This is a genomic window from Micromonospora sp. NPDC049240 (genome assembly GCF_040647835.1).
Taxonomy (GTDB): domain Bacteria; phylum Actinomycetota; class Actinomycetes; order Mycobacteriales; family Micromonosporaceae; genus Micromonospora.
Map to the genome: position 1 here is coordinate 329,350 of NZ_JBEZCX010000007.1, position 15,907 is coordinate 345,256.

At 72.8% G+C, this 15,907-nt stretch carries 14 protein-coding genes; 7 read left to right on the forward strand and 7 right to left on the reverse strand.

The window, feature by feature from the left end:
• Nucleotides 1-6: 6 nt before the first annotated feature.
• Nucleotides 7-1,314, reverse strand: a complete 1,308-nt coding sequence (locus AB0B02_RS13450) for an extracellular solute-binding protein (protein ID WP_357300147.1) — start codon at nt 1,312-1,314, stop codon at nt 7-9.
• Between the two features lie 178 nt (nt 1,315-1,492).
• Nucleotides 1,493-2,248 (reverse strand): maleylpyruvate isomerase family mycothiol-dependent enzyme, encoded by a 756-nt coding sequence (locus AB0B02_RS13455; protein ID WP_281938358.1) that lies wholly within the window; start codon nt 2,246-2,248, stop codon nt 1,493-1,495.
• Between the two features lie 70 nt (nt 2,249-2,318).
• Here AB0B02_RS13455 and AB0B02_RS13460 point away from each other — a divergent pair, with 70 nt between their 5' ends.
• On the forward strand, nt 2,319-3,416 hold the full coding sequence (locus tag AB0B02_RS13460) for a UDP-N-acetylmuramate dehydrogenase (protein ID WP_357300150.1): 1,098 nt from the start codon (nt 2,319-2,321) through the stop codon (nt 3,414-3,416).
• 182 nt (nt 3,417-3,598) lie between these two features.
• Here AB0B02_RS13460 and AB0B02_RS13465 read toward each other — a convergent pair whose 3' ends face one another.
• Nucleotides 3,599-4,378 carry a class I SAM-dependent methyltransferase gene (locus AB0B02_RS13465; RefSeq protein ID WP_281938355.1) on the reverse strand — a complete coding sequence of 260 codons (780 nt, stop codon included), beginning with the start codon at nt 4,376-4,378 and terminating at the stop codon, nt 3,599-3,601.
• 62 nt (nt 4,379-4,440) lie between these two features.
• On the reverse strand, nt 4,441-5,202 hold the full coding sequence (locus AB0B02_RS13470; protein WP_281938353.1) for an SDR family oxidoreductase: 762 nt from the start codon (nt 5,200-5,202) through the stop codon (nt 4,441-4,443).
• A 171-nt stretch (nt 5,203-5,373) separates the two neighbouring features.
• Here AB0B02_RS13470 and mshA point away from each other — a divergent pair, with 171 nt between their 5' ends.
• From mshA to AB0B02_RS13485, 3 genes are all read left to right on the forward strand, one after another.
• Nucleotides 5,374-6,735 carry a D-inositol-3-phosphate glycosyltransferase gene (gene mshA / locus AB0B02_RS13475; RefSeq protein WP_281938352.1) on the forward strand — a complete coding sequence of 454 codons (1,362 nt, stop codon included), beginning with the start codon at nt 5,374-5,376 and terminating at the stop codon, nt 6,733-6,735.
• A 45-nt stretch (nt 6,736-6,780) separates the two neighbouring features.
• Nucleotides 6,781-7,314: a YbjN domain-containing protein gene (locus AB0B02_RS13480; RefSeq protein WP_357300155.1), complete on the forward strand. Its 534-nt coding sequence runs from the start codon at nt 6,781-6,783 to the stop codon at nt 7,312-7,314.
• 77 nt (nt 7,315-7,391) lie between these two features.
• Nucleotides 7,392-8,306: a hypothetical protein gene (locus AB0B02_RS13485; protein WP_357300158.1), complete on the forward strand. Its 915-nt coding sequence runs from the start codon at nt 7,392-7,394 to the stop codon at nt 8,304-8,306.
• A gap of 370 nt (nt 8,307-8,676) precedes the next feature.
• On the opposite strand, the gene AB0B02_RS13490 is transcribed toward AB0B02_RS13485, so the two are convergent.
• Together AB0B02_RS13490 and AB0B02_RS13495 are read right to left on the reverse strand one after the other, a co-directional pair.
• Entirely contained in the window at nt 8,677-9,927 is a 1,251-nt protein-coding gene (locus AB0B02_RS13490) for an MFS transporter (RefSeq protein WP_281938347.1), read from the reverse strand.
• An 80-nt stretch (nt 9,928-10,007) separates the two neighbouring features.
• Complete coding sequence (locus AB0B02_RS13495; RefSeq protein ID WP_357300161.1) at nt 10,008-11,333, reverse strand: MFS transporter; 1,326 nt, start codon at nt 11,331-11,333, stop codon at nt 10,008-10,010.
• Between the two features lie 150 nt (nt 11,334-11,483).
• Here AB0B02_RS13495 and AB0B02_RS13500 point away from each other — a divergent pair, with 150 nt between their 5' ends.
• Entirely contained in the window at nt 11,484-12,251 is a 768-nt protein-coding gene (locus AB0B02_RS13500; protein WP_281938343.1) for a phosphoglyceromutase, read from the forward strand.
• 103 nt (nt 12,252-12,354) lie between these two features.
• Here AB0B02_RS13500 and phoU read toward each other — a convergent pair whose 3' ends face one another.
• Complete coding sequence (gene phoU, locus AB0B02_RS13505) at nt 12,355-12,999, reverse strand: phosphate signaling complex protein PhoU (protein WP_281938341.1); 645 nt, start codon at nt 12,997-12,999, stop codon at nt 12,355-12,357.
• Nucleotides 13,000-13,189: 190 nt separating this feature from the next.
• On the opposite strand from phoU, the gene AB0B02_RS13510 reads away from it, so the two are divergent.
• Nucleotides 13,190-14,470 (forward strand): ATP-binding protein, encoded by a 1,281-nt coding sequence (locus AB0B02_RS13510; RefSeq protein WP_281938621.1) that lies wholly within the window; start codon nt 13,190-13,192, stop codon nt 14,468-14,470.
• Between the two features lie 21 nt (nt 14,471-14,491).
• Nucleotides 14,492-15,175: a response regulator transcription factor gene (locus AB0B02_RS13515; protein WP_107160420.1), complete on the forward strand. Its 684-nt coding sequence runs from the start codon at nt 14,492-14,494 to the stop codon at nt 15,173-15,175.
• Nucleotides 15,176-15,907: the final 732 nt, after the last annotated feature.

A 15,907-nucleotide genomic window follows, 5' to 3' on the forward strand; every position in this document is an offset into this window, starting at 1 on the left:
CTCGGGTTACTTGGCGGCGGCCTTCTCGGCGTTGGCGACGGCGTCGCTCCAGCCCTGCTGTGGGGAGCGCTTGCCCAGCTCCACGGTGCGCACGGCGTTCTCCACCTCGGTGCGGACGGCCTGGTTCTTCGGGCCCATGTAGACCGGCTTCAGGCTCTTGGCGCCCTCGGCGAAGATCTTGCCGACCGGGGCCTCGGAGAAGTAGGCGTTCTTCGAGTCGACGATCGCCGGGTCGGCCAGCGCCTGCGGGGACGAGGGCAGCGGGCCCTTGAGCTTGAACGCGCCGATCTGACCCTTGGCGCTGGTCAGGAACTTGGCCAGCTCGATCGCCTCGGCCTGGTGCTTGCTCTGCTTCGGCACGGCGAGGAAGGAGCCGCCCCAGTTGCCGCCGTTGCCGGGGATCTGGGCGATGTCCCACTTGCCCTTGGCGGCCGGGCCGGCGTTGCCCTCGATCACGCCGGTCATCCACGCCGGGCAGGCGATGGTGGCGAACTTCGACTGCTTGAACGCGGAGACCCACTCCTCGGACCAGGAGCCGTACTTGCCGGAGAGGCCGGAGTCGATGATGTCCATCGTGGTGTCGTACGCCTGCCGTACCGCCGGGTTGCTGCCCACGACCAGGTTGTTGCTGGTGTCGTAGTAGCTGTAGCCGCTGGTGTTGCCGGCGGTCTGGAGCAGGATGGTGTTGAACGTGTTCGTCGCGGCGTCGAGGAACGCGGCGCCGGTCTTCTTCGCGGTGAACTGCTCGCCGACCTTGACGTAGTCCTGCCAGGTGGGCCACAGCTTGGACACGGCCTCCCGGTCGGTGGGCAGGCCGGCCTTGGCGAACAGGTCCTTGCGGTAGCACATGGCCATGCCGCCGACGTCGGTGCCGAGACCGATGAGCTGCTTGCCGTCGGCGGTGAGCCCCTGGTTCCACTTCCAGTCGAGGAAGTTGCCCTTCAGGTCGGCCGCGCCGTGGTCGAGCAGGTTCACGAAGTTCTGCGGGTTGGCCTTGTACTCGACCAGCAGCCCCTCCTCGATGGCGACCACATCGCCGGCGCCCTTGCCGGCGGCGAGCCACTGGGTGAGCTTCGGCGAGTACTCGTCGAGGTTGCTGCCGGTGCCCCGCTCGACGATCTTCACGTCGGGGTGGCTGGCCATGTACTCCTGGTAGAGGTCCGCGTAGCCGAACTGGCCGAAGACATCGACGGTGAGCGTGACCGGCCCGTCGGCGGCGGACTCGTCGCCGCCGCCGCAGCCGGTGGTGCCGAGCAGTGCGGTGGCGGCGACGAGGGCCACCGCCGCCATTCGACGGCGCGTGAAGGTGAGCATGCTGTCCTGACCTCTCGGGGTCGTAACGGGTGGTGGAGGGCGGTTCCGGTACTCAGAGAGCGCTCTCACGAGAGCGTGGTCGATGCCCTCGATCCTGTCAAGAGAGCGCTCTCTTGCTGCCCGAAAAAAGCGGAGAGGAGCCGTTCCCGCCCCTCTCCGCCCGGTATCGCAGCCTCGGTCAGCCCACCCGCAGCCCGTCCAACAGGGTGCGGTCGCCGGCCACGCCCAGCGTGTCGAAGCTGATCCGACCCATCAGCGCCAGCAGCAGATCACTTGCCGTGCCGGTCACCTGCGCCCGCGCCCGGTGGTCGTCGTGGTCGAGGATCGTCGCGGTGTCCAGCAGCGCGACCCCCTCGCCCCGCAACCGCAGGTACCACTCCTGCGCGGCGTCGGTGGCGGTCAACTGGACCACCCCGTGCCACTGGCCGGACCGCACCCGCCGGCCCGCCGGCAGCCAGGTGTCCAGCACCTCGCTCACGCCGTCGGCCGCGAGCTTGGCCTCGATCGGGTCGCCCGCACCGATGGCGAGCTGGGCGTCCCAGCGGTGCACCGCCGTCTCGTGCGCCACCCGGCGCGGCCAGAAACCGGCCTTCTTCGGCTGGGGCGCGAAGTTCCACGCCGGTGCCTCCGGGTCCAGCCCCTCCAGGAGCGCGGTCAGCCGCTCGTACTCCTGGGCGTACCACTGGGCCGGGGTGAGACCGGCCGGCGGCTCCGCCTCGTGCCGCTCCGGACGGCCGGTGCCACCGGCGGTCAGCACCGTGCCCACCCAGAGGTAGGCGCGGCTCAGGTGATGGGCGAGATCGGTGACCGTCCAGCCGGGACAGGACAGCACGGGTGTCTCGGGAGGCGCCTCCGCCACCGCCGTGGCGAACGCGGGCCCCTCCGTCCGCAACGCGCCGATCCAGAAGTCCTTCGTGTGGTGCAGTCTGCTCATCGCCATCCTCCCGGGGGTGACCGGGCCACCAGTGGGTGCCACGGCTACCCCTCAGCCTAGGGTGAAAGGCGTGCCAGACGTCTACGCCGAACCGACGACCGCCGCCGGGCCGACCGATCCGGCCAGCCTGGCGCGCTACACCACGCTGCGGCTCGGCGGCCCGGCCGGCCGGCTGGAGATCGCCGGCGACGCCGCCGATCTGGTGGCGAAGGTGCGCGCGGCAGAGGCCCGCGACCAGGCCGTCCTGGTGCTGGCCGGCGGCAGCAACGTGGTGATCGGCGACCAGGGCTTCCCCGGCACCGTCGTGCTCGTCCGCTCCCGGGGCCTCACGGTCGTCGCCGAGGACGGCGACACCGTCACGGTACGCGTCGCCGCCGGCGAGCCGTGGGACGAGCTGGTCGCGGCCACCGTCGAGCGCGGCTGGGCCGGCCTGGAGTGCCTCTCCGGCATCCCCGGCTCGACCGGCGCGACGCCGATCCAGAACGTCGGCGCGTACGGCCAGGAGGTCGCCGACACGATCGTCGCGGTCGAGGCGTACGACCGCGCGCACCGCGAGGTGGTCCGCATCCCGGCGGCCGACTGCGGCTTCGCCTACCGGGGCAGCATCTTCAAGTACAGCGACCGCTGGGTGGTGCTCTCGGTCGACTTCCGGCTCACCCGTTCGCCGCTGTCCGCCCCGATCCGCTACGCCGAGCTGGCCCGCGCGCTCGGCGTCGAGGTGGGGGACCGGGCGCCACTGGCCGACACCCGGGCCACCGTGCGTCGACTGCGGGCCGGCAAGGGCATGGTGCTCGACGCGGCCGATCCGGACACCTGGTCGGTGGGCTCGTTCTTCACCAACCCGGTGCTCGACCGCGAGGCGTACGAGCTGCTCCGGGCGCGCGCGGCCGACCTGGGCGTGGGTGAGCCGCCGGCCTGGCCGGGCGCCGGTGACGTGGTGAAGATCAGCGCGGCCTGGTTGATCGAGCAGGCCGGTTTCGGCAAGGGGTACGCCGGCCCGGAGGGCGTCGCCATCTCCACCAAGCACACGCTGGCGCTCACCAACCGGTCCGGCACCGCCAGCACCGCCGCGCTGGTGGCGCTGGCCCGGGAGATCCGCGACGGCGTGCACGCCCGCTTCGGCGTCCCCCTCCACCCCGAGCCCGTCCTGATCAACTGCACCCTCTAACCCACCCCACCCGTCCCACCCCTCCCACCCCTCCCACCCCTCCCGTCCCACCCCGCCCGTCGATCTTGCACTTTCGGCCCGGACAATCGTCGTCAATGCCGCATTTCGAGGGCCGCAACTGCAAGATCGCGGAGAGAGGCGGGGACGGGAGGGACGGGAGGGGCGGGGCGGGGCGGGGGTGGTCAGGTGGGGGCGATGGCGGGCCAGGGGAGGGTCAGGTAGCCGTGGCGCCAGGCTCGGGGGCGGTCCTGGACCGGCCAGCCGGCCTCCTTCAGGGCGGCCACGGTGCGCAGCCAGCGCTGGCGGGGGCCGAACGGGGCGTAGCCGGCGGCCGAGCGCCAGGCGTGCTCCAGCGCGCCGAACAACTCGTGCACGCGCTCACCCGGCACGTTGCGGTGGATCAGCGCCTTCGGCAGCCGCTCGGCGAGCGACGCCGGGCTCTCCAGCGTGGTCAGCTTCGCGGCCAGCGTGAGCGTGCGCGGGCCGGTGGCGTCCAACAGCACCCAGGCACCGAGCCGGCCCAGCTCGTCGCAGGTCCCCTCGACCAGCAGCCCGCCCGGCGCGAGCTGCCCGGTGATCGTGCGCCAGGCGTCGGCGACCTCGCGCTCGTCGTACTGGCGCAGCACGTTGCACGCCCGCACCAGGGCGGGACGCAACCCGGCCAGCTCGAAGCCGCCCCGGGCGAACGTCAGCCCGGGCGGGTCCGCGGCCGGCTGGGCGGCGGCCACGCGTACCGGATCGATCTCCAGCCCGACCACCCGCACGTCCGCGCGGACGCCGGTCGCGAGCCGGGCCCGCAGTTCGACCGGGGTGACCGGGGTGGCGCCGTAGCCGAGGTCCACCACGAGCGGGTCGGCGGCGGCGCGGAGCGCGTCGCCGCAGGCCCCGACGATCCAGTTGTCCACCCGCCGGAGCCGGTTCGGGTTCGTCGTGCCGCGGGTGACGACGCCCAGGGGCTTCATCAGCGCCTCCCCGGTTCGCGACTGCGGGGCTCGCAGACCCGGCTCACTCCGCGCGCTTCACGCTAGACCCGGTGCACCTTGTGCTGCGCGGCCTGGGCCAGCGGTCGGACCACGAGCCGGTCGACGTTGACGTGGTGCGGGCGGGTGGCACACCAGGCGACGCAGTCGGCCACGTCGTCGGCGACAAGCGGCTCGGCCACGCCGGCGTAGACCGCCTCGGCGCGCTCCGCGTCACCGTCGAACCGCACCAGGCCGAACTCCTCGGTCCGCACCATGCCCGGGTCGATCTCGACCACCCGGACCGGCCGGCCGCACAACTCCAGGCGGAGCGTGCCGGCGATCGCGGTCTGCGCGTGCTTGGCCGCCGTGTAGCCACCACCGCCCTCGTAGACGACGTGCCCGGCGGTCGAGCTGACGATCACCACGGTGCCGGCGCCGGAGCGTTCCAGCGCGGGCAGCAGCGCCTTGGTGACCCGCAGCGTGCCGAGCACGTTGACGTCGTACATCCACTGCCAGTCGCCGACGTCGGCGGTCTCGACCGGGTCCAGGCCGCGCGCGCCGCCGGCGTTGTTCACCAGCAGCGTGACCGGCCCGGGCGCGGCGTCCGCGGCGGCGGCCAGGCCGGCGACGGATTCGTCCGAGGTCACGTCGCAGGCCACCGCGGTGGCCGCGCCGCCGGCCGCCTCGATCTCGGCGACCAGCGCGGCCAGTCGGTCGGTACGCCGCGCCGCGGCCAGCACGTGGAAACCCTCGGCGGCCAGCCGGCGGGCGGTGGCCGCGCCGATCCCGCTGGACGCTCCGGTGACGATGGCGACTGAGGTCATCCGGTCATTCTCTCCCGCCGTCGCGGCCCGCGACGTGATGAGGTCCGTCACGCCCGGGAACCCGCGACAGGCATTTCCGAACCCCGATGGGGAAGATGACACCCGGCGTACGGGTTGACCGAGAGGCGCCGGTCGTGCGGGACGGCATCAACCGTGACAGAGGGAGCGGACGTGGCGGATGTGCACACCGGTGTCGGTCGTCAGCGAGGTGCCCTGCCGTGGCCCCGGCCACGTCGCATCGCCACCCTGTCGGTGCACACCTCGCCGCTGCACCAGCCCGGCACGGGCGACGCGGGCGGCATGAACGTCTACATCCTGGAGGTCGCAAGGCGGCTGGCCGAGGCCGACGTCGAGGTGGAGATCTTCACCCGGGCCACCGCCGGTGACCTGCCCCCGGTGGTCGAGATGGCGCCCGGGGTGACCGTCCGGCACGTCACCGCCGGGCCGTTGGAGGGGCTGACCAAGGAGGAGCTGCCCGGGCAGCTCTGCGCGTTCACCGCCGGCGTGCTGCGTGCCGAGGCGGCCCGCCCGCCCGGCCACTACGACCTGATTCACTCGCACTACTGGCTCTCCGGCCAGGTCGGCTGGCTGGCCAAGGAGCGCTGGGGCGTCCCGCTGGTGCACACCGCGCACACCCTGGCCAAGGTCAAGAACGCCCGGCTCGCCGCCGGTGACCGGCCGGAGCCGAAGGCCCGGGTGATCGGCGAGGAGCAGGTGGTCGCCGAGGCGGACCGGCTCGTCGCCAACACCCGGGTGGAGGCCCGCGACCTGCTCGACAGGTACGCCGCCGACCCCGACCGGGTGGCCGTGGTGGAGCCCGGCGTGGACCTGGACCGGTTCCGCCCGGCCGCCGGTGACCGGGAGGCCGCGACCCGGGCCGCCCGCCGCCGGCTCGATCTGCCGGTCGACGGCTACGTGGTCGCGTTCGTCGGCCGTATCCAGCCGCTCAAGGCCCCGGACGTGCTGGTCCGCGCCGTCGCCGCGCTGCGCGAACGGGACCCGGCACTCGCCGACGAGCTGACGGTGGTGATCTGTGGCGGCCCCAGCGGCAGCGGGCTGGACCGGCCCACCGCGCTGATCGAGCTGGCCCACTCGCTCGGCGTGGCCGACCGGGTCCGCTTCCTCCCGCCGCGGACCGGCGACGACCTGCCCGCGCTCTACCGCGCCGCCGACCTGGTCGCGGTGCCGTCGCACAACGAGTCGTTCGGGCTGGTCGCGCTGGAGGCGCAGGCCTGCGGCACGCCGGTGCTGGCCGCCGCCGTGGGCGGGCTGGTCACCGCGGTACGCGACGGCGTCAGCGGGATGCTGATCGACGGGCACGACCCGGTCGGCTGGGCCGACGCCCTGGCCCGCCTGCTGCCCGAGCGGAGGCGGCGCGCCGTGCTGTCCCGGGGCGCCGAGCGGCACGCCCGCGACTTCTCCTGGCACCGGACCGTCTCCGGGCTGCTCGCGGTCTACGGGGAGGCGATCACCGAGCACCGGGCCCGGCTGGCCGGCCGGCTCGGCGACCCGGCGCTGAGCTGCTCCTGGTGACCGCCCGTCGGGCGAGGAGGCCCGGCCGACCGTAGAGTGGACGCGATGAGCCGTACGAGTGAGGTCGCCGCGCTGATCGAGGCCGTCTGCGCGGAGCGCGAGCTGGAGTGGGAGTCCACCGGCGAGGCGTCGTACGCGGTGACCCTGCCGGGCACGCACAAGCTCAAGACGATCTGCAACCTGATCGTCGGCGAGCACGCGTTGCGGATCGAGGCGTTCGTGATGCGCCAGCCCGACGAGCGCCGCGAGGAGCTGTGGGCCTGGCTGTTGCAGCGCAACGCGCGGATGTACGGCGTCTCGTTCTCCATCGACGCGGTCGGCGACGTCTACCTGACCGGCCGGGTCAACCTGGCCGGGCTCGACGCCGACGAGCTGGACCGCCTGTTCGGCTCCGTGCTGACCTATGCCGACGAGTCGTTCGACAGCATGCTGGAGATCGGCTTCGGGACCGCCATCCGCCGGGAGTGGGAGTGGCGGGTGAAGCGCGGTGAGTCGACCGCCAACCTGGCCGCGTTCGCCCACCTCTTCGAGCCGTCGACCCCGGCCGGCCCGGCCGCCGGAGGTTCAGGCCCCGCCTGACGGGTATGCCGCCTCGCGCGGTGCGGAGCATCGGGACCCGCCGCGCGCCGAGGACGGACTGTCGAGGAGCGTGTCCCATGGCTCAGCGCAACAGCTCAGGTCGCGGCACGACCGCGACCCGGACCAAGCGGCACACCGGTAACCGGACGCCGAACACCCCGAAGGTGTCGGAGTCCGAGATCTCCCGGATGAAGGTCGACGACATCCGGGGCCAGCTCCGCCGGCGCGGGGTCTCCGGGACCTCCACGCTGCGCAAGCCGGAACTGGTGAAGACGCTCGCGCGCACCATGCGCGCGGAGGGGCGCGGCGGCGCGGCCCGGCGGAGCACCGGCCCGGCCGGTCGGCCGGCGGCGGCGAAGAAGACCACCGCGGCGAAGAAGACCGCCGCCCGGAAGACCGCGCCGGCCCGCCGGAAGGCCACCTCCGCGGCCAAGGCCGCGCCGGCCACCCGGGCCACCGGCGCCCGGGCCAAGGCGACGGGTACGCGCAAGGCGGCCCCCGCCCGCGCGAAGGCGACCGCCGCGCGGGCCGGGGCGGTGCCCTCCCGGGCGAAGGCGACACCGGCGCGGGCCGGGGCCACCTCGTCCCGGGCGAAGTCGGCGCCGGCACGGGCGCAGGCGGCGCCGACGCGCGGGCCGGCGTCCAGCCGGTCGATCGGATCGTCCCAGCTCATCACGTCTCTCGCGGACCGTCCGGAGCGCCCGGGGCGCAGCCTGGTGACCCGCAACCACGAGGTGATCCAGCGCTGGGCGCGGGCCCGGGGCGCGAAACCGGCCACCATCGCCGGCACCGAGCGGGGCGACCGGCCCGGCGTGTTGACGTTCAACCTGCCGGGTTACCGGGAGAGCAGCCGGCTCCGGGAGATCACCTGGGACGCCTGGTTCCGGACGTTCGACTCACGGCGGCTCAATCTGATCTACCAGGAGCAGCTTCGGGACGGCCGGCAGAGCAACTTCTTCCGTACCGAGAACCCGAATCGCGAGGACGGCTGAGGTTTACGGGAATGGCCGGCGGGAATCCGCGTGTTGGCCACCCCGGGAGGCCGCAGCAGGGACAGCCGGATTCCCGACACGGATGCTGTGACGGGTAAGACAGCGATCCGGGTTGAATCCGGAATCCGGGCGAACTAACTTTATTGCACCGCGTCCCGCTTGTTTTCGTTCGGGGGAGCGGCGGATCGATCAGATCCGCGCAGGCGCGACGCGAAGATCGGGTGGAGCACACCGTTGGGGGACGGTGCCGCCCGTGGTAACCGGCGGCGCGAGCGGGCGACGCTTACGGGGGTGAGTGTCGCCCGCCGCCGCCGGGCGTACGGTGCGAGCGCCCATCTCGACGGGGGTCGGGGTGGGCGCTCGGCCGTTCTCACCGGCGGATCGTCTCCACCGGTCGGGACGCGGCCCGCAGCGCGGCGACCCGGCGCTCCCGTGGCGGCCCGGCGATCAGGTGGCCGGCGGCGGCCAGCAGGCCCAGCCCGCCCACCACCAGCCAGTGCCGGTCGCCGAGCCGCTCCAGGCTGAGCCCGCCGAGCGCCGGCGCCACGAAGGACGCCGCCGGGAACGTCAGATAGAACACCGACTGGTAACGGGCGCGCAGCTCCGGTGGCGCGAGGTCCGCGTTGATCTGCGCGTTCGGTGGCGCGGCGAGCATCTGCCCGGCGGTCCAGACCACCGCCGCCCCCAGATAGAGCGGCAGCCCGTCGGCGACGGTCAGCGTGCCGAAGCCGAGCGCCATCAGCCCGGTCGAGACGGCCAGCACGGTCGAGCGCCGGTACGGCTCGATCAGCCGCGGCACGAAGAGCTGCCCGGCCACGATCAGCGCCCCGCCGAGCGCCACCACCAGCCCGTACGCGGACGGGCGCAGGCCGTCCGCGCGCATCGCCAGCGGCATGATCGTCGACGTCTGCATGGTCAGCACCGCCAGCAGGAACGTCAGCGCGACGAAGGTGAGGAAGGTGCGGTCGGTCAGCGCGGTGTGCAGCCCGGGTCGCCGCCCCACCACCGCCTCCGGGGTCACCGCCGGACGGTGGCGCAGTGTCTCCGGCACCCTGAGCGCGATGACCACCGCCGCCGCCAGGGTGGCCCCGGCGTCGACCAGGAACAGCGCCAGGAAGCTCGCCTCGGCGAGCACCCCGGCCAGCAGCGAGGCGACCGCCATGCCCAGGTTGAACGCCCAGAACTGGAGGTTGAACGCGCGGGACCGGCGGGCCTCCGGCACCACGTCCACGATGGCCGCCACGAACGCGGGGCTCGGCATCGAGTGCGCCACCCCGACCAGCGTGGCCAGCACGGCGATCACCGCCAGGTGCCGGCTGAACGCCAGCGTGGCCATCAGCCCGGCGGCGGCGAGGTGGGCGGCGAGCAGGGTGGCCCGCCGGCCCCACCGGTCGGCCAGGACGCCGCCGAGCAGCGTGCCGACCGCGCCGCCGATCCCGTAGGCGCCGACGACGAGCCCGGCCAGCGACGGTGAGGCGCCCCGCGCGGCGGTGAGGTAGAGCGACAGGAACAGCAGCGCGAACGCGCCGGCCCGGTTGATCAGCAGGCCGGACCAGAGGTACCAGAAGGTGGCGGGCAGGCCGCCGGCCGTGTCGTCCCACCAGCGCCGCAGGCCGCGCACCCGTCCTCCAGGAAGGTTTCCTTACTGAATCCTTCCGACACGGTAGCGACCGCGTCGGCGGCGGGCGCGCGCGGGCGTACTCAGGAACCGGCCCGGACCGGCGCGGCGGGGGACGCCGCCGCGGCCTCGGCCGACTCCGGCGCCGGGGTGCGGGTGAGGGTGACCGGCGCGACCGGGGTGCCGGCGGCGCGGAGCTGGGCGGCCCGCCGTTCCCGGGCCGGGCCGGAGACCAGGTGGGTGACCGCGGTCAGCGCGCCGATCGCGGCGCAGGCCAGCCACAGCGCGGTGTTGCCGGCCTGCTCCCGGAGCAGGCCGCCGAGGATCGGCGCGCTGGCGCCGGCGAGCTGCCAGGAGAGGGAGAACACGCCCTGGTAGCGCCCGCGCAGCGCGGCCGGCGACAGCTCCGCGATCAGGGTGGCGTTGGAGGGCGAGTTGAGCATCTCGCCGAGCGTCCAGATGAGCACCGTGAGGCCGTAGAGCCAGACCGTGTCCGCGAACGCGGTCAGCCCGAACCCGACGCCCATGATCAGCGCGGACAACGCCAGCACGTGCGACCGGCTGCGACCGGAGATGAGTCGGGGTACGAAGAGTTGCCCGACCACGATGAGCACGCCGTTGAGCGCGATCACCGAGCCGTAGGTGGCCGGGCTGAGCCCGGAGTCGCCCATGGCGATCGGCAGCATCGAGATGTGCTGGAGGAAGACCAGCGCGGCGAACAGGTTGAGCGCCACGAAGCCGAGGAAGACCCGGTCCCGGAGGATGGTGCGCAGCGCGCCGGCCGGAACCGCCGCGCCCTTGGCGACCACGACCGTCGGCGCGACCCGGGTCTCCTTGACCCGGGTGAAGATGATCAGCGCGGTGACCAGCGTGGTGGTCGCGTCCACCAGGAAGAGCAGCAGGTACCCGGCCTGGGCGGCGAGCCCGGCCAGCACGGCGGCGCAGGCGAAACCGAGGTTGATCGCCCAGTAGTTGAGCGAGAACGCGCGGAGCCGGTCCTTCTCCGGCACCACGTCGACCATCATCGCGCCGAACGCCGGGCGGGCCGCCTCGGCGAACAGGCCGAGCAGCAGCGCGCCCGCGGCCACCGCCCAGAGCGGGCGGGCCAGGCCGAGCCCGACCATCATGGTGGCCGCGCCGAGGTGCGCGGTGAGCAGCGTGGGTCGCCGCCCCCAGCGGTCGGTGAGCATGCCGCCGACGGTGGTGCCGATCGCGCCACCGACGCCCCACAGGCCGATCACCAGGCCGGCCTGGACCGCCGAGAAGCCGCGCTCCCGGGTCAGGTAGATGGCGAGGAAGATCAGCACGAACGAGCCGAGCCGGTTGATCAGCGTGCCGGTCCAGAGGTACCAGAAGGAACGCGGCAAGCCGCCCGCCGTGTCCCGGAACCAGCCCTGTACCGTCCGCATCCCCGACGCCCCCGTTGGTAATGACCGATCAAACTCAGATGCCTTACAACCTAGTGGCCGGCCGGAACGCCGGTCACCCGCATTTCCACGTGGTGGTCGTCACCACAGGTCCCCGCGTGTCCACCGGGCCGGTACGGCAGGATGATCGGCATGACTGCGAGCGAAGGGCCCACCATCGGGACGCTGGTCCTGCTGCGGCACGGCGAGAGCGACTGGAACGCCAAGAACCTCTTCACCGGCTGGGTGGACGTCGACCTGACCGAGAAGGGCGAGACCGAGGCGCGACGTGGCGGCGAACTGCTCCGTGAGCACGACCTGCTGCCGGACGTGGTGCACACCAGCCTGCTGCGCCGGGCGATCCGCACCTCCGAGCTGGCGCTGAACGCCGCCGACCGGCACTGGATCGCGGTACGCCGGTCGTGGCGGCTCAACGAGCGCCACTACGGCGCGCTCCAGGGCAAGGACAAGAAGCAGACCCTGGACGAGTACGGCGAGGAGCAGTTCATGCTCTGGCGCCGGTCGTACGACACGCCGCCGCCGCCGATCGACGACGCGGACGAGTGGTCGCAGGTCGGCGACCCCCGGTACGCGCTGCTGCCGACGGAGCTGATGCCGCGCACCGAGTGCCTCAAGGACGTCGTCGACCGGATGCTGCCCTACTGGTACGACTCGATCGTGCCGGACATCCTGGCCGGCCGGACGGTGCTGGTGGCGGCGCACGGCAACTCGCTGCGCGCCCTGGTGAAGCACCTCGACCAGATCTCCGACGAGGCCATCGCCAAGCTGAACATCCCGACCGGCATCCCGCTGCGCTACGACCTGGACGCCGACCTGCGCCCCCAGGTGCTCGGCGGCACCTACCTCGACCCCGACGCGGCCAAGACGGCTGCCGCCGCGGTCGCCAACCAGGGCCGCTGATGTAAGGCCGGGCCCCTTGTTAACGCCTCTGGTAGAGAAGGGGCCCCTTCTCAACAATCCCCTGTTGAGAAGGGGCCCCTTCCTCCCCCCGGTGCGGGTCGGGTCAGGCGGACGAGGAGCCGGTGATCAGGTAGACCACGTGCTCACCGGCGTTCACCGCGTGGTCGGCGAAGCGCTCGTAGAAGCGGCCCAGCAGCGTCGCGTCGATCGCGGTCTCCACCCCGTACGGCCAGTCGTCGCCGAGCAGCACGCCGAACAGGCTCTTGTGCAGGTCGTCCATCGCGTCGTCGTCGCGGTCCAGTTCGGCGGCGACGTCCGCGTCGGGCTTGGCCAGCACCGCGCCGATCTTCTCAGCCATCCGGTCCGCGATACCAGCCATGTCGGTGAAGACCGGCCGCAGCTCGGCCGGCACCGCGGGGGAGGGGTGCCGGCGCAACGCCGTCTTGGCCACGTGGTCGGCCAGATCGCCCATCCGCTCCAGGTCGGCCGCCACGTGCAACGCGGTGATCATGGCCCGCAGGTCGGAGGCGACCGGAGCCTGCCGCGCCAGCAGGTCGCAGACCCGCTCCTCCACGTGCCGGTAGAGATCGTCGATCTCGGCGTCCCGCGCGATCACCGTCTCGGCCGCCACGCGGTCCGCGGTGAGCAGCCCTCTGGTGGCCTGCCGCATGGCCGCGCGCACCGCCTCGGCCATGTCCACCAGCAGTTGGCTGACAATCTGCAGGTCGGCCCGGAACTCGTCGCGCATCGTCACTTCCTTCGGGTACGGCATGAGCAGGTGCGCGCCCCACGGTAGGCCGGACGGCCGGCACCAGGGTGAACGCGGATGAACGACGCGGGACCCGTGGGTGAACATTCCCGGAAGCGAGAGTGATTCATCCCTTTCTGACCGATCCCTGGGTTAACAATGACCCTACGATCGCCGGGTGGAGTGGGCGGTGGCCATCGCGGTGGCCGTGGCGCTGGTGACCGGACTGGTCGCCGGGTCGATGCTGTCCGGGCCGGTGGGGCAGTGGCGGCGCCGGTGGGCGTCGCGGGGCGGCGGGACCGCCCGCCGTGACGCAGGGAGGCCGACGATTCCGGACGAAGCGCAGGGGGGCCTTTCCGGGCTCGGCCGCAAGACGATCGACTCGTTGCGCGCCGGCGTGGTGGTGCTCGACCCGAACGACGTGCCGGTGCTGGTGAACCCGGCGGCCCGCGCGATGGGCCTGCTCCGGGCCGGGGCGACGCCGGGCTCGATCGCGGCGCACCCGCTGATCCGTACGCTGGCCGGTCAGGTCCGCCGCACGGGCGTGCGTCGCGAGATCGAGCTGGACCTGCCCCGAGGTCGCGACAGCGCCGGTGACAACCCACTCGGCGTGCACCTGCGGGCCATGGGACTCGGCGCCGGTTACATCTCGATCGAGGCGGTCGACGTCACCGAGTCGCACCGTCTGGCCCGGGTCCGCCGCGACTTCGTGGCCAACGTGAGCCACGAGCTGAAGACCCCGATCGGCGCGCTCCAACTGCTCGCCGAGGCGCTGGTGGACGCCACCGAGCCGGCCGCCGACGACGGGCCCGGCCTGTCCGAGGACCTGATCGCCGCGCGGCGGTTCGCCGAGCGGATCCAGCACGAGTCGACCCGGCTCGGCCGGCTGGTGCAGGAGCTGCTGGAGCTGACCCGGCTCCAGGGCGCCGAACCTCAGCCCCCACCCGAGCCGGTCTCGCTGGACTGGGTGCTCGCCGAGGTGGTCGACCGGACCCGCACCGCGGCCACCGCCCGCCGGGTGGAGATCGTCATGGCCGGGCAGCGGGGCCTGACCGCGTACGGGAGCGACAGCCAGCTCGCCACCGCGGTGGCCAACCTGGTGGAGAACGCGGTCACCTACTCGGCCGAGGACACCACGGTCCGGGTGACCACGCGGGCCACCGACGAACACGTCGAGATCGCGGTGGCCGACCAGGGCATCGGCATCGCCCCGAACGACGTCGACCGGATCTTCGAGCGCTTCTACCGCGCCGACCAGGCCCGCTCCCGGGCGACCGGTGGCACCGGCCTGGGGCTGGCCATCGTGAAACACATCGCCAGCAACCATGGCGGTCGGGTGGATGTGTCGAGCACCCTTGGTGGGGGCTCGACGTTCACCCTCCGGCTGCCTGCCCGCCCCCCGGACGACCTGGAGGCGACACTCGCCTCCGCTGGGATCGAGGCCGGCCCGGCCGAGCTCCGGCAGGTCTGACCACAGGAAAGGAAACACCCGTTGAGCCGCGTACTGGTGGTCGAGGACGAGGAGTCGTTCTCCGACGCCCTGTCCTACATGCTCCGCAAGGAGGGGTTCGAGGTCTCGGTCGCCGCGACCGGCACCTCCGCCCTCACCGAGTTCGACCGGACCGGCGCCGACATCGTGCTGCTCGACCTGATGCTGCCGGAGATGTCGGGCACCGAGGTCTGCCGTCAGCTCCGCCAGCGGTCGCACGTCCCGATCATCATGGTCACCGCCCGGGACAGCGAGATCGACAAGGTGGTCGGCCTGGAGATCGGCGCCGACGACTACGTGACCAAGCCGTACTCGCCCCGTGAGCTGGTCGCCCGGATCCGGGCGGTGCTGCGCCGGCAGAGCACCGAGGCGAGCGAGTCGGGCGCGCCGACGCTGGCCGCCGGCCCGGTCCGGATGGACATCGAGCGGCACGTGGTGACCGTGGAGGGCGCGGGCGTCCAGCTTCCGCTCAAGGAGTTCGAGCTGCTGGAGCTGCTGCTGCGCAACGCCGGCCGGGTGCTCACCCGGGGGCAGCTCATCGACCGGGTCTGGGGCGCCGACTACGTGGGCGACACCAAGACGCTCGACGTGCACGTGAAGCGGCTGCGCTCCAAGATCGAGCCGGAACCGTCCGCGCCGCGCTACATCGTCACGGTCCGGGGCCTGGGCTACAAGTTCGAGCCGTAAATCCACCCACCCCACCCGCCCGTCTGCCCGCCCGCCCTGCCCGTCTGCCTGCCCGCGTCGATCATGAAGTTGGCTGTCACAAAACGGACGCCAGGTCCGGTCAACTTCATGATCGCTGGCGCTTGTCGGATGCGGTGCGGGGAGTTCTCGGTGGGTGGAACGTCATGGGTGTCTGGGCGGCCTTGAGACACCCATGACGTTCCACTCGCGGCGTTGGTCGGCGGTGGGTGGAACGGTGTGGGTGTCTGCGCGGTGCTGAGGCACCCGTGGTGTTCCGCTGGGGGCGGTGTGGGCCGGTGGGTGGAACGGTGTGGGTGTCTGGGCGGTCCGAGGCGCCGGTGGTGTGTTGCCGAACAGGCCGGATGGGCGGTTTGTCCGGTTGGGTGGTGGTCGGCGGCACGCTGGCGGTGGAATGGGTCGGGGGGTCGCGGCGTTGTATCCCGGTGCACGGCCGAGGAAGGCAAGCGCCTCCAGCCCCCTGGGAATGACGGTGAGGGCCCGGTCGTTGCACAGTCTTCCGGCGCCGCGTCGAGGCCCCCGCCCCGCGAGCAGCCGGAATCCCCCCGAGCTTTTTCTTGTGCGCCTGACGGTGCCCGCACCCGCCCCCGGGTGCGTTGACCCCCGAATGGAGCCCCCGCCATGAACACGATGCTGCGTAAGAGCGTGCTGGGTATTGCTGGTCTGGCTTTCACCGGTGGTGTGTTCGCCGGTCCGATCGCCGGTCATGTCGAG

Bases quoted from the DNA above. Each gene is read 5' to 3' on its own strand.
- AB0B02_RS13450 (WP_357300147.1), bottom strand. From the start codon at position 1,314: ATGCTCACCTTCACGCGCCGTCGAATGGCGGCGGTGGCCCTCGTCGCC.
- AB0B02_RS13455 (WP_281938358.1), bottom strand. From the start codon at position 2,248: ATGAGCAGACTGCACCACACGAAGGACTTCTGGATCGGCGCGTTGCGG.
- AB0B02_RS13465 (WP_281938355.1), bottom strand. From the start codon at position 4,378: ATGAAGCCCCTGGGCGTCGTCACCCGCGGCACGACGAACCCGAACCGG.
- AB0B02_RS13470 (WP_281938353.1), bottom strand. From the start codon at position 5,202: ATGACCTCAGTCGCCATCGTCACCGGAGCGTCCAGCGGGATCGGCGCG.
- AB0B02_RS13480 (WP_357300155.1), top strand. From the start codon at position 6,781: ATGAGCCGTACGAGTGAGGTCGCCGCGCTGATCGAGGCCGTCTGCGCG.
- AB0B02_RS13485 (WP_357300158.1), top strand. From the start codon at position 7,392: ATGGCTCAGCGCAACAGCTCAGGTCGCGGCACGACCGCGACCCGGACC.
- AB0B02_RS13495 (WP_357300161.1), bottom strand. From the start codon at position 11,333: ATGCGGACGGTACAGGGCTGGTTCCGGGACACGGCGGGCGGCTTGCCG.
- AB0B02_RS13500 (WP_281938343.1), top strand. From the start codon at position 11,484: ATGACTGCGAGCGAAGGGCCCACCATCGGGACGCTGGTCCTGCTGCGG.
- phoU (WP_281938341.1), bottom strand. From the start codon at position 12,999: ATGCGCGACGAGTTCCGGGCCGACCTGCAGATTGTCAGCCAACTGCTG.